Annotated in this window: 12 protein-coding genes; 4 read left to right on the top strand and 8 right to left on the bottom strand. The window is 64.0% G+C overall.

Translation table 11 applies throughout. The features are described 5' to 3' along the window. The 7 genes from BXU06_RS01500 to paaN all read right to left on the bottom strand — a co-directional run bounded on the left by BXU06_RS01500 (nucleotide 1) and on the right by paaN (nucleotide 8,617). A complete protein-coding gene (locus tag BXU06_RS01500; RefSeq protein WP_077296185.1) occupies nucleotides 1-1,146 on the bottom strand; it encodes an ABC transporter substrate-binding protein in 1,146 nt (381 codons plus the stop codon). 397 nt (nucleotides 1,147-1,543) lie between these two features. After that, nucleotides 1,544-2,749, bottom strand: a complete 1,206-nt coding sequence (gene pcaF / locus BXU06_RS01495) for a 3-oxoadipyl-CoA thiolase (RefSeq protein WP_077296184.1) — start codon at nucleotides 2,747-2,749, stop codon at nucleotides 1,544-1,546. 10 nt (nucleotides 2,750-2,759) lie between these two features. Then, entirely contained in the window at nucleotides 2,760-4,085 is a 1,326-nt protein-coding gene (paaK, locus tag BXU06_RS01490; RefSeq protein WP_077296183.1) for a phenylacetate--CoA ligase PaaK, read from the bottom strand. Nucleotides 4,086-4,134: 49 nt separating this feature from the next. Beyond that, entirely contained in the window at nucleotides 4,135-4,608 is a 474-nt protein-coding gene (gene paaI, locus BXU06_RS01485) for a hydroxyphenylacetyl-CoA thioesterase PaaI (RefSeq protein ID WP_077296182.1), read from the bottom strand. Further along, a complete protein-coding gene (paaH, locus tag BXU06_RS01480) occupies nucleotides 4,605-6,143 on the bottom strand; it encodes a 3-hydroxyacyl-CoA dehydrogenase PaaH (RefSeq protein ID WP_077296181.1) in 1,539 nt (512 codons plus the stop codon). The genes paaI and paaH overlap by 4 nt, the downstream gene beginning before the upstream one ends. A 2-nt stretch (nucleotides 6,144-6,145) precedes the next feature. Then, nucleotides 6,146-6,940 carry a 2-(1,2-epoxy-1,2-dihydrophenyl)acetyl-CoA isomerase PaaG gene (paaG, locus tag BXU06_RS01475; protein ID WP_077296180.1) on the bottom strand — a complete coding sequence of 265 codons (795 nt, stop codon included), beginning with the start codon at nucleotides 6,938-6,940 and terminating at the stop codon, nucleotides 6,146-6,148. Nucleotides 6,941-6,949: 9 nt separating this feature from the next. Then, a complete protein-coding gene (gene paaN / locus BXU06_RS01470) occupies nucleotides 6,950-8,617 on the bottom strand; it encodes a phenylacetic acid degradation protein PaaN (RefSeq protein ID WP_077296179.1) in 1,668 nt (555 codons plus the stop codon). A 344-nt stretch (nucleotides 8,618-8,961) separates the two neighbouring features. Here paaN and BXU06_RS01465 point away from each other — a divergent pair, with 344 nt between their 5' ends. The 4 genes from BXU06_RS01465 to ugpQ all read left to right on the top strand — a co-directional run bounded on the left by BXU06_RS01465 (nucleotide 8,962) and on the right by ugpQ (nucleotide 12,729). After that, nucleotides 8,962-9,990, top strand: coding sequence for a hypothetical protein (locus tag BXU06_RS01465; protein WP_077296178.1), 1,029 nt, complete (start codon nucleotides 8,962-8,964; stop codon nucleotides 9,988-9,990). A 114-nt stretch (nucleotides 9,991-10,104) separates the two neighbouring features. Next, on the top strand, nucleotides 10,105-11,151 hold the full coding sequence (locus tag BXU06_RS01460; RefSeq protein ID WP_077296177.1) for a 2Fe-2S iron-sulfur cluster-binding protein: 1,047 nt from the start codon (nucleotides 10,105-10,107) through the stop codon (nucleotides 11,149-11,151). Nucleotides 11,152-11,802: 651 nt separating this feature from the next. Next, nucleotides 11,803-11,988: a hypothetical protein gene (locus BXU06_RS17170; RefSeq protein ID WP_150125060.1), complete on the top strand. Its 186-nt coding sequence runs from the start codon at nucleotides 11,803-11,805 to the stop codon at nucleotides 11,986-11,988. Continuing rightward, the gene (gene ugpQ, locus BXU06_RS01455) at nucleotides 11,989-12,729 is read left to right on the top strand and encodes a glycerophosphodiester phosphodiesterase (RefSeq protein ID WP_077296176.1); all 741 of its coding nucleotides are present in this window, start codon (nucleotides 11,989-11,991) and stop codon (nucleotides 12,727-12,729) included. Between the two features lie 57 nt (nucleotides 12,730-12,786). Here the strand turns inward: ugpQ and BXU06_RS01450 are convergent, their stop codons facing one another. Further along, entirely contained in the window at nucleotides 12,787-12,999 is a 213-nt protein-coding gene (locus tag BXU06_RS01450; protein ID WP_077296175.1) for a 2-hydroxymuconate tautomerase family protein, read from the bottom strand. Between the last annotated feature and the right edge of the window lie 6 nt (nucleotides 13,000-13,005).

Below are 13,005 nucleotides of genomic sequence, written 5' to 3'. Positions count from 1 at the left end.
TTAATGGCTCAGCGTCCAGTCGCCGGACTTCACTTCCAGCATGCGAAACGCGCTCAGGTCCAGGCCCATGTGGTCGCTGGCGCTCATGGTCACCTTGCCGCTGGTGCCGATATAGCCCTTGGTGGCTTCGAGGGCGTCGCGCACCTTGGCCTTGTCCACGCTGTTGGCGCGCTTGATGGCGTCTACGGTCAGCATCAGGCCGTCGTAGGCATGGCCGCCAAATGACGACACCTCGGTTTTCCATTTGTCCTGAAAGGTTTTGGCGTAGCCGGTCACCACCGGTTTTTGCGGGTCTTTGCTGTCCAGCTTGTCGGCCACCAGCAGCGCGGCGGCAGGCAGGCGCACGCCTTCGGCTGCCGGGCCGGCCAGCTTGAGGAATTCTTCCGAGGCCACGCCGTGGGCGTGGTACAGCGGCAGGCTGATGCCCAGCTGCTTGACGTTTTTGGTGGCAATGGCCGGGCCCTGGCCCAGGCCAAAGATGAATACTGCCTGCACCCCCGGCGTATTCTTGATCTTGGTCAGTTGCGGGCTCATGTCGGTGTCTTTGGGGCCGTAGGTTTCGCTGGCCACCAGGGTGATGCCGTACTTGCCCGCCACGCCTTCGGTTTCTTTTTTGCCCGATTGGCCAAAGCCGGAGGTTTCTGCCAGCAGCGCCACTTTGCTGATGCCGCGTTTTTTCATGTCTTCAAACACTTTTTCGGCGGCCATGCGGTCGGTGTGCGGGGTTTTGAACACCCATTTTTTTACGGGTTCGACAATGACCACGGCACCGGCCAGTGAGATGAATGGCACGCCAGCGCGCTCGACCAGCGGGGCCATCGACATGGTGGCACCGGTGGTGGTGCCGCCAATCATCACGTCCACCTTGTCGTCTTCGATCAGGCGTTTGGCAAAGCCGTTGGCCTTGTTGGCATCGCTGCCGTCGTCGTAGTGGACCAGTTGCAGGGGGCGGCCAAGTACGCCGCCTTTTTTGTTCAGTTCGTCCACGTACAGTTGCAGGGTTTTCAGTTCGGGGTCGCCCAGGAAGGCGGCGGGGCCGGTGACTGACAGCACCGAGCCTACTTTGATCGGGTCTGCGGCCTGGGTGTTGAGTGCGGTCAGGCTGAGCGCCAGGCCGAGCAGGGTGGTGCGGGTAAGCTGTTGCATGATGTTGTCTCTCCTTGTGTGGACGGCTCTATTTGTTATGTGTTGGGTTGAGTTGGCTGCGCTGCGCGCAGGCTTGATTGAGGCGAGAGTGCGTCTCGCATCCGCCCTTCTTTCTTTGCTTCGCCAAAGAAAGAAGGCAAAGAAAGGCGACCCGACTTCCGCGCCCAGCCTGCGGCTGGGTGCCCTGCGCTTCTCGACCCTCAGGGCCGGCCCGGGAACTCGCGTCGGCTACGCCGCCGCTCAAACAACCGTGCCGGACGTCCCCCTGAGGGTCTGCGATGCTCGGCGCTGCATACGGGGGGGTAAAGCGGTTAAGCGCAACGGTTTGCGGCAAATGGCATGCTTGATATGTGCGCACCATGCAAAACCACTGAAACAAACCGGTGCGCGCAGGCAATCACACCCGCTCAATCACCATGGCGATGCCCTGGCCAACGCCGATGCACATGGTGCACAGGGCGTAGCGCCCGCCCCGGCGGCGCAGTTCGTACAGGGCGGTGGTCACCAGCCGGGCACCGCTCATGCCCAGTGGGTGGCCCAGGGCGATGGCACCGCCGTTGGGGTTGACGTGTTCGGCGTCGTCGGCCAGGCCGAGGTCGCGCAGTACGGCCAGCGCCTGGGCGGCAAAGGCTTCGTTGAGTTCGATCACGTCCATCTGCGCCAGGGTCAGGCCGGTTTGGGCCAGCACCTTCTTCACTGCCGGGGCCGGGCCAAAGCCCATGATGCGTGGTGGCACGCCGGCGGTGGCCATGCCCACCACCCGGCCCAGCGGGGTCAGGCCGTGCTGCGCTGCTGCCGCGCCCGAGGCCAGCAGCAGCGCACACGCACCGTCATTCACCCCGGAGGCGTTGCCGGCGGTGACGCTGAGTTCCGGGCCGTTGACGCCCTTGAGCCGGGCCAGTTGTTCCAGCGTGGTGTCCGGGCGCGGGTGTTCGTCGTGGTCCACCACCTTGGGCTCGCCTTTCTTCTGGGCGATCAGTACCGGCGTCAGCTCGTCGGCAAAGCGCCCGGCGGCGTCGGCGGCGGCCCAGCGTTGCTGGCTGCGCCAGGCAAAGGCGTCCTGGTCGATGCGGCTGATGGCAAATTCCTGCGCCACGTTGTCGGCGGTTTGCGGCATCGAATGGGTGTCGTACAGCGCCTTCATCTTCGGGTTGGCAAAGCGCCAGCCGATGGTGGTGTCGTAAATCGCCGCCTGGCGGGAAAACGCGCTGTCGGCCTTGGCCAGCACAAACGGCGCGCGCGACATGCTTTCCACCCCGCCGGCCAGCATCAGGTGGGTTTCACCGGATTTGATCGAGCGCGCGGCCAGCCCCACGGCGTCCATGCCGGAGCCGCACAGCCGGTTCACCGTGGTGCCCGGCACCTCGACGGGCAGCCCGGCCAGTAGCCCGGCCATGCGTGCCACATTGCGGTTGTCTTCGCCGGCCTGGTTGGCACAGCCGTAAATCAGGTCGTCCACCTGCGCCCAGTCCAGCTGCGGATGGCGTGCCATCAGCGCCTTGAGCGGGATGGCACCCAGGTCATCGGCGCGCACGCCGGCCAGCGCGCCGCCGTAGCGGCCAATCGGGGTGCGGATGGCGTCGCACAGATACGCATCAGTCATCATGGGCTCCTTACAGCTGCTTTGGGCGTTGGTCGATCACCCGGCGGGCCTTGCCGGTTTGCGTGCGCGGCAGGGTGTCGAATTCCATCACTTCAATCCGAGTGGAAATGCCGATGAGGGTCTTGATGTGGTGTTGCAGGCGGCGGCGGATATCGTCCACCGTGGCCGGTGGCAGTTTCCCGGACACTTCGCGCTGCAGCTCGCAGCGCACTTCCACATGGTCCAGATGGCCATCACGGGCCAGCACAATCTGGTAGTTGCCGGTCAGGCGCGCATCGCGCAGGATTTGCTCTTCGATCTGAGTGGGAAACACATTCACCCCGCGCACAATCAGCATGTCGTCCGAGCGGCCCGTGATCTTGCCAATGCGGCGGAACGCACGCGACGTCGGCGGCAGCAGCCGGGTCAGGTCGCGGGTGCGGTAGCGGATGACCGGAAAGGCTTCCTTGGTCAGCGAGGTGAACACCAGCTCGCCTTCGCTGCCATCGGGTAACACTTCGCCAGTGTTCGGGTCGATGATCTCGGGGTAGAAATGGTCTTCCCAGATCACCGGGCCATCCTTGCTCTCGATGCATTCACAGGCCACCCCTGGCCCCATCACTTCGGTCAGGCCGTAGATGTCCACCGCGTCGATGCCCAGCTTGCGTTCAATTTCGCCGCGCATGCCCTCGCCCCATGGTTCGGCACCAAAAATGCCTACCTTCAGCGAGATGTCCTGCGGGGCAATGCCCAGCCGCTCGAATTCTTCGGCAATCACCAGCGAATACGACGGGGTGACCATGATGATATCCGGGCGGAAATCCAGGATTTGCTGCACCTGTTTTTCGGTTTGCCCGCCCGACATCGGCACCACGGTACAGCCCAGCCGTTCGGCACCGTAATGCGCGCCCAGTCCGCCGGTGAACATGCCGTAGCCGTAGGCCACATGCACCATATCGCCCGCCCGCCCCCCGGCGGCGCGGATCGAGCGCGCCACCACATTGGCCCAGTGGTCCAGGTCATTGCGGGTGTAGCCCACCACCACCGATTTGCCAGTGGTACCGCTGGAGGCATGCAGGCGGGCCACCTGTTCGCGTGGCACCGCCAGCAGGCCAAACGGGTAGTGGTCGCGCAGGTCGGATTTGGTCATGAACGGAAAACGCGACAGGTCGGACAGCTGCTTGAGGTCATCCGGATGCACGCCCTTGTCCTGGCATTTTTTCCGGTAGGCGGCCACATTGTCGTAACAGTGGCGCAGCGACCATTGCAGGCGCTGCAGTTGCAGCGCCGAAATTTCATCACGGCTGGCGGTTTCAATCGGGTCGAGCTCGCCGGGGCGGGGTTGCTTGACGGGCATGGGGGTCTCCTCCTGGATATTGTTATGCCCCGGCGTAGCCGGGGGTCAGTCAGTGCGCCGAATCCGCCTGCTGCAAACCGGCTATCACCTCGCCCGGAATGCGGCAGGATTTGCCCCGGAACAGGGCAATCACGCTGCCGTCCTCGCGGCGCACCGTCACGTCGTATACCCCGGTGCGCCCGGCCTGCGACTGGACCGCCGCGTCGGCCAGCAGCCGCTCGCCCTCGCGCGCCGGGGCCAGAAAATCAATGTGGCAGGCCGATGCCACGGTGTTGTGGTTGCCGCTGTTGCAGGCGTAGGCAAAGGCGGTGTCGGCCAGGCTGAAAATCATGCCGCCGTGGCAGATATGGTGGCCATTCACCATGTCGGCGCGCACCTGCATGCTCAGCGTGGCGCGGCCTGGCTGCACCTGAACAATCTGCATGCCCAGCGCCTGGGCGGCGCGGTCGCGTGACCACATGGCCTGGGCGGTGGCCTCGGCCAGCGCCTGGGGGTCGTCGGGGGGCAATACGGTGTCGGTCATGACAGTGCCTTTCCGGTCAGGGCGTGGTGTTGCAGCAAGGGCGACAGCCGGTAGCGGTCTTCGCCATAGCTGGCGGCCAGATGGCTGAGCACGGCACACACCTGGCCCACGCCAATTTGCTCGGCCCAGGCCAGCGGCCCCAGGGGGTAATTCACTCCCAGGCGCATGGCGGCATCGACTGCCGTGGCCGAGCACACCGACTGATTCACCGCGTCGGCTGCTTCGTTGGCCAGCATGGCTACGGTGCGCATCACCGCCAGCCCCGGCACATCGCGCAGGCGCGACACCGCCAGGCCGGCGGCCTGCAGCAGGCCGATGGCGGCCTGAGCGGCGCTGTCGCTGCAGCCCTCGGCCACCGTCACCCCCAGCCGGCTGGCCTGGCGATAATCCAGCGCCAGATCGAGCAGCACGGTGTTGGCGATGCCGCTGTCGTGGGCGCGCTGGGTGGCGCTGCGGCCATCGCTGACAAACAGCGTTGCGCCGTCCACGTCGGCCACCCGTGCATCGCTGGCCTGCGCTTGCGCAAACGCCACGCCGCGTTCGCCCAGCCGCTGCGCCAGCGCCTGGCTGGCGGGGCTGCTGCCATACAGCACGATGGTGCCAGGCTGGGGCTGGGCCGCTTCGCTGTGCGGCAGCGGGCGCACTGCGCCGTCGCGGTAGTCGTAAAAGCCGCGCCCGGTTTTTTTACCGTAAAAACCGGCGTCCACCCGTTCCTGCTGGATCAGCGATGGGGTAAAGCGCGGGTCGTGGTAAAACGCCCGCCACACCGACTGGGTGACGGCAAAGTTCACGTCGTGGCCAATCAGGTCCATCAGCTCGAACGGCCCCATGCGAAATCCGCCGGCTTCGCGCAGCAGCGCATCCAGGGTGGCAATGTCTGCCGCGCCTTCCTGTAGCAGGCGCAAGGCTTCGGCGTAGTAGGGCCGCGCCACCCGGTTGACGATGAAACCGGGGGTGGATTTGGCGTGGACCGGGGTTTTGCCCCAGGCGGCGGCGGTGGCAAACAGGGTGTTGGCCACGGCGGGGTCGGTGGCCAGGCCAGAGACAATTTCCACCAGCGCCATCAGCGGTGCCGGATTGAAAAAGTGCAGGCCGGCCAGCCGTTCCGGGCGTTGCAGTCTGGCGGCGATGGCAGTGACCGAAATCGACGAGGTGTTGGTGGCAAACAGGCAGTCCGGGCCCACCAGCGCTTCCAGCGCGGCATACAGCGCCTGCTTGGCGTCGAGGTTTTCCACAATGGCTTCGATTACCAGATCGGCGTCGGCCAGTTCGGCCAGCTCGGTGACCGCCTGCAGCCGGCTGGCGGCCGCCTGGGCGGCGTCGGCGCTGAGCTGGCCCTTGTCGGCCAGCCGGGCAAACTGGGCGCGGATGGCCGCCACGGCGTGGGCGGCGGCGTCAGGGCGGTTGTCCAGCAGGCTGACCGCATGGCCGGCGGCGGCGGCCACCTGGGCAATGCCGGTGCCCATGGCCCCCGCGCCGACCACGGCAATCCGCGCCGACAGCGGCAGGGCGGCAGAAACAGACGGGGCGCTCATGCTTACACCCCGCCAAAGCGCGGCGCGCGCTTGTCGATGAACGCCTGCACGCCTTCGGCGTAGTCGGCGCTCCAGCCCAGTTCGCGCATGAAACTGCCTTCCATCGACAGTTGCTGTTCCAGGGTGTGGCTGGCGGCGGCGTGCATGGCCTGGCGGGTGCGCACCAGCGCCTTGGTCGGTGCGCTGGCCAGTTGGGCGGCCAGGCTGTCAATCCGGCTGGCAAAGCGTTCGTCTTCCACGCATTCCCAGATCAGCCCCCATTCGGCGGCTTTGGCTGCTGGCAGTTTGTCGGCCAGCAAGGCCAGCCCCATGGCGCGGGCCATGCCCACCCGTTGCGGCAGAAACCAGGTGCCGCCGGTGTCCGGAATCAGGCCAATTTTGGAAAACGCCTGCAAAAACGCGGCCGACTGGCTGGCCACCACCAGGTCGCAGGCCAGCGCCAGCGATGCCCCCGCGCCTGCCGCAATGCCGTTGACCGCTGCCAGGGTGGGCACGCGCAGGTTCTGCAAGCGCAGAATCAGCGGCTTGTAGTGGCGTTCCACCACATTGCCGATGTCCGGCATCTTGCCGTCCACCGCCTGCATCGCCGGGTCGGCCAGATCCTGGCCGGCACAAAAGGCCCGGCCAGCGCCGGTCAGCACCAGCACCCGCGCAGCCGGGGTGTCCTGCAGCTGGTCCAGCGCCACGCGCAGTTCGGCGTGCATGTCACTATTGAAGCTGTTGAGTTTGTCCGGGCGGTTCAGCGTCAGTCGGGCCACGCCGTCGTGCAGCTCAAACTGGAGATGTTCAAAGCGCATGGCCGTTCCTCATACGTGGCGGCGGCGTTGCACCACCACAAAGCGGTTGGCCACAAAGGCCGAATTGGCGTAAGCCGCATTGGCCGCCGGGTTACCACCGGTGCCGTGGTAGTCGGAATACGCGGCGGACTGATTGACGAACACCCCACCAGTGAGGTTGATCGACAGCGCCACCTTGCTGCGCCAGGTGGCGGCGGTCATGGCGTCGATCACCTCTGGCTGGGTGGAATACACCCCTACCGTCAGCGCGCCATGCTGGCTGACCACCCGCTCGGACAAGGCAATGCCGGCGGCGGTGTCAGCCACCTTGACGATAAAGCTGATCGGGCCGAAGCGTTCTTCCATGTAGCGCGCCTCGTCGGCGGCGTCGCAGGCCAGCAGCACCGGGGTGCGCACCTGGGCGGCAGGAAAATCCGGGTTGTCCAGCTTGACTGACGCCAGCACCACCGGGCCGAGTTCACCAGCATTGGCCTGCTCGATGCGCGCCAGGGTATCGGCGGATTGAATCGCCCCCAGCACGGCGTGGGCCACTTCCGGCTTGCCCAGAAAGCGCTCGACCGCCTTGGCCAGGTCAGCGCACACCTCGTCATAGCTTTTTGAGCCGTCTTCGGTGTGGATACCGGCAGCCGGTACAAAAATCGCCTGCGAGGTGGTGCACATCTGCCCGGAATACAGCGACAGGGTGAAGGCCAGATTGCCGAGCATGGCTTTGTACTGGTCGGTGGAGTCGATGACGATGTTGTTGACTCCGGCCAGTTCGGCATACACCTGGGCCTGGCGGGCATGGGTGTGCAGCCACTGGCCAAAGCCATTGCCGCCAGTGAAGTCCACTGACTTGACTGCCGGATGGGTGGCCAGCGCCTGGGTGATATGTCGCGACGGCGTGACGCACAGGCTGACCAGGTTGGGATCCAGCCCCTGTTCGCTGAGCACGGCGCGCAGAATGCGCACGGTCATTGCCGCCGGCAGGATGGCGTTGCTGTGCGGCTTGACGATGACCGCATTGCCGGTGGCCAGCGCGGCAAACAGGCCGGGATAGGTGTTCCAGGTGGGGAAGGTGGCGCAGCCAATCACCAGGCCAATGCCGCGCCCGACAATCTCAAAGTGTTTTTGCATCTGCAGCGGCGGGTTCTTGCCTTGCGGTTTTTCCCATAGCGCGTCGGTCGGCACAAAGCTTTGTTCGCGCCAGGCGTAGGCCACGGCTTCCAGTCCACGATCCTGGGCATGCGGCGCGCCGGCCTGGAACGCCATCATCCAGCCCTGGCCGGTGGTCATCATCACCGCGTGGGCCAGGGCAAAGCTGTGCTGGTTCAGTCGCGCCAGCATTTCCAGACACACGCCAGTGCGCCCGGCAGCGCCCAGCGCCTGCCAGCCGGCCATGGCCATCAGCCCGCCGGCAATCAGCGCGTCCGGGTCACACACCGGATAGCTCACCCCCAGTTCAATGCCGTAGGGCGATGCTTCGCCACCGTGCCAGCCGGTCTGCCCTGGCTGATCCAGCACAAAGCGCTGGCCCAGCAGCGCGTTAAATGCCTGCTTGCCTTCCTCTGCTGCGGTTTCGCCATACAGCTTGGGGCTGGGCATTTCCGGGTAGGCCGACCAGTAGCCTCGGGTGGCAATCGCGTTCAGGGCGCCGTCGAGGGTGGCGCGGTGCTTTTCCAGCAGGGGGTGGCTCATGGTGTGTCTCCAGACAAGTGGGCAAGTGCGACAAACGTTACGAACAAACATAACTTGTGTCAACTTTTAGTATCGTATTTTTTTGTGGGTCATGTATAAAATTACGTATCAGGAAATAAGTTTCTATCAAAGAAATATCTTATAAATAAATAAGTTATGTGGAATTTTCAGGCGAAAAACGGCTGTACTTTCCCGGTGGTATGTTGCCATGCAGCAAAGCTCATTGCACAAAGCGATACAATTTTTGTTGACTATGCGATTATTTATGTATCACTATAAATGACACAAACCAGCCGGTTTGCCGCCCTGTTGATGATGTGACCCGCCTACTCAGGAGAAGCTGTATGTCCAGCCACAAGGAACGTTTTGCCGACAAGATGGAATTTCCGCCCGCCACCGTGCAGCCGAATGTCTATCCGCTCTCGTGGAACAACAAAACCAAGAAACTGCAGGAAGTGTGGGAAGCCGCACTGCGCGAAAACTGGGACCCGGAAAAACTGCCCTGGGACACCCTGGATGTGGACAGCTACAGCTGGGAAGAGCGCGAATCCATCGCCTACTGGTGGAGCCTGCTGTCGGTGTTCGACGCCTCGGCCCCGCCGGTATTTGCCGAAGCCCTGATCAAGACCTACGAAGTGCACGAAGAAGACCCGGTGCGCAAATGCTTCTTCTCGGTGACCCGCGACGAGCAGAACCACGAAATCATGTGTGGCCTGGCCATCACCAAGATGCTTGGCCACCCGGACCCGCTGACCTACCAGCCCAAAACCGAGCTGGGCAAGCGTCTGCAAAAGAATGTGCAGTGGCTGTACTTCAACGGTGGCCGCTACTGGACCGGCTACAAGCAGGCAGTGCCCAAGTACGACCTGGCCGTGCTGTTCAGCTCCTTCCTGATGGGCGAAATTGCTGCCGCCACCATCTTCAAACAGATGTACGACAACTCGCGTGAAGCGGTTTTCAAGGAAGGCTTCAAGAACATTGGCCGCGACGAAGGCCGCCACATGGCCATCTGCATGGCAGTGATGGAGCGTGACTATCCGGGCCTGGACGATTCGACCAAGGCCATCGTCACCAAGCAGATCCGCGCCGGCTATCTGTTCTTGTCCGCCGTGCTGTTTGAACCGCCGATGGAGTTCTGGGACCTGCCGTCCGACTTCATTGCCAACCAGCGTGAAGCCGAAGAAGTGGCGCGCGCCGCCGGCTTTGGCATCCCCACCTACGAAATGAAGCTGGAAAACTGGCGTAACGCGATGATCAACCTGAAGGGCGTGCTCGACCGCTATAACATCCCGTTCCCGGCGATTCCGGAAGTGGGCATTACCGGTCAAGAAGTCAGCGACATCGAAATGGAAGACATCATTCCGGTATTCTGATCAGCAGGCGCGGCACCGGCAGCGATGCCCCGCTGCCGGTGCCGCGCCTGCTGGACACAGGCGGGCTGGCGTAGCCAGACCCGCCCATACTGCAATCAACCCAACGAGATTCTTATGCCCCGCATCATCCTGCAACCCTCGGGCAAATCGGTCGAGTGCGCCAGCGGCGACACCGTGCTGATGGCGCTTGAAAAAGCCGGCTACGCCCTGCCCAACAACTGTCGCGCCGGCGCTTGCGGCGAGTGCAAGGTCAAGGTCAGCGCTGGCCATTTTGACCAAGGCATGGTGCTGGACATGGCGCTGTCGCAGGAAGAGCGCCGCCAGGGCTACGGCCTGATGTGCATGGCCAAGCCGATTTCTGACGAACTCACCATCGAATGGGGCACCGAAGACGCCAAGCCCAAGCTGTTTCCGCCGCGTGAGGATGCCCTGTTTGTGCTGGTGGACAAGCGCGAAGTGGCCGAACGGGTGGTGGAGCTGCGCCTGCGCCCGGTGGGCCAGCCCATCCGCCACTGGCCCGGCCAGTATGTGATGCTCAAACCCGCGCCACGCGACATCCCGGCACGAGCGTATTCAATTGCCAACGCCCCGCGCCCGGATGGCGAACTGGTGCTGCAAGTGGCCCGCGCCGAAGGCGGCCAGGCCAGCCAGTGGGTACACGACGCACTGCACACCGGCGACAGCCTCAAACTGTCCGGCGCGTATGGCACCTTTATTGGTGATCCTTCGGTGGACACCCCGGTACTGTGCCTGGCCGCCGGCACCGGCCTGGCCCCCATCCTGGCGCTGACCGAAGCCGCGCTGCGCCGGGGCTTTCGCAAGCCGGTCACCCTGCTGTTTTCCGCCCGCACCCCGGCGGATGTCTACGCCCAGGGCCTGATGGCCTGGTGGCGCACCAAGCACCGTCATTTTGACTACAAGATCACCCTGACCCGCGACAGCCAGGATGGGTATCTGTCCGGGCGGATTCCGCACATTCTGCCCAAGCTGTTTGCCGACCTGTCGCGCCACACCATTTTTGTGGCGGGCAGCCCGGAATTTGTCGACAGCTGCGTCAGCGCCGTGACCGCGCTGGGGGCCAGGCCGGAATGGGTACACAGCGAAGGCTTTTTTGCCCAGCAGCAGCGCATTCACCCGGATCATCCGCCGGTGGCGGGGTAAGCTGGTGCCTGGCTGCAGCACATGCACTGCCACCAAAGCCTAGTCGTCAGTCACCCTGATATGAACCAATCATTGGCACAGATACCCACGTACTCGCCTGCACGCGGGTATTTCAACGGGACGGCGACTCGACCACTTGCGGCTGAACCTCACCCGACGTGCCGTTCCCGCGCAGGCGGGAACCCAGACCGCGCCACCGCGTGCGCCGTGGGGGATTAGCATGGCGGGACGGTGGTGAGCACGCCTACCCGCAGCACGCTGTGGATGCCCCTGGATTCCCGCCTGCGCGGGAATGACGGGGTGGGGTGCGCCGGGTAGTTCGCTGCTTCCATGTAAAGCTTTGTTTTAAAATAAATTAAACCGGACTCCTCATCGGAGGCTAGCCCTCTTCTGACAATGAGTTTCACCCACTTGTCGTTCCCGCGCAGGCGGGAACCCAGACCGCACCACAGCGTGCCCCGTAGGCGTGGCGCATGGCGGGACAGGGAGCGAAAGACAGTTCGCTGTGGCAAAGTAAGGTTTTGTTTTCCCAGAAATTAAACCGAGATACCCGGCATAAACTGGCTCGCATAAACCCTTGATGTTTCAACGTGACTGACGACTAGGGAAACACTGAAACCATCGTTATACCCGCGAAGGCGGGAATCCAGGATGTTGATTTTGCTGGATATTGCTTTTGGCAAAAACGATTTTCCTGAATCAATCTGCACCTCCCCAGAACAATATGGCGCTGCAGCAGGCCAATGGCTTGGTAGAATGGCAGCCGCTGCGGCCGTGCCTGCAAGCGTGAATGGCACCGGCCTTCAGCTGGACTTCACTTTTTTGAGGAGTTGCTGAATGACCACTGCCCCCTTCCCCTGGCCACGCTGGATCCTCCACCGTGGTGGTGGCGACGCCGCCCCGGAAAACACCCTGGCCGGCATGCTGCTGGCGGCGTTTGCCGGGGCAAAAATGGTGGAGTTTGACGTGCGCCTGTCTGCCGACGGCGTGCCGTTTTTGCTGCACGACGACACGCTGGAACGCACCACCAATGGCCATGGCCCCGCCGATGCGCTGCCGTGGAAGGCGCTGTCCCGGCTGGACGCCGGCGCGGGGTTCTCGCCGCGTTTTGCCGACGAACCACTGCCCAGCCTGGCCGACGCCGCGCAATTACTCAACGACCATGGCCTGTGCGCCAATGTCGAGATCAAGCCGGGGCCAGGCCGCGAGGCAGAAACCGGGGCCAGAGTGGCTGCCGACTGCGCCCGGCTGTTTGCCGGCCAGCCGCAACCGCCCTTGCTGTCGTCGTTTTCCGTCGCGGCGCTGGCGGCCGCCCGCGACGCCGCGCCACAGCTGCCCCGCGCCCTGCTGCTGGCCGAGTGGCACGACGACTGGCTGGCTCAAGCGCAGGCGTTGTCGGTATGCGCCATCGATCTGGGCTGGCGCGAGCTGACCGCCGAGCGGGTAGCGGCCATTCATCAGGCGGGCTTGTGGCTGCTGAGCTGGACAGTGAATGACGCCGACACGGCGCAAGCGCTGTGGGTAATGGGCGTGGATGCACTGTGTACCGATGCGCTGGCGCTGGCCGGCCAGGGCTGAGCCACGCCTGTGGCCTACGCCAAGGCCACACCGCCAGGAGGGTTTTGTTCGCGACGCTTAACGCGCGGCAGCCTGTGCCTGGCGCAACTGGGTCACCACCTCGCCACCAATGCCCCAGTTATCAGTGTCCACCTCGTCGATCACCACCACCGTGGTGGCCGGGTTTTTCCCCAGGATATCGCGCAGCAAGGCGGTGGTGCCGGCAATCAGCGCAGCTTTTTGCTCGGCGCTGGCCCCTTCGCGGGTGATCTTGATGTTGACGTAAGGCATGCCGTG

Source organism: Aquaspirillum sp. LM1, from assembly GCF_002002905.1.
In the GTDB taxonomy this organism is placed as follows: domain Bacteria; phylum Pseudomonadota; class Gammaproteobacteria; order Burkholderiales; family Aquaspirillaceae; genus Rivihabitans.
This window is presented reverse-complemented; position numbering and strand designations above follow the sequence as displayed.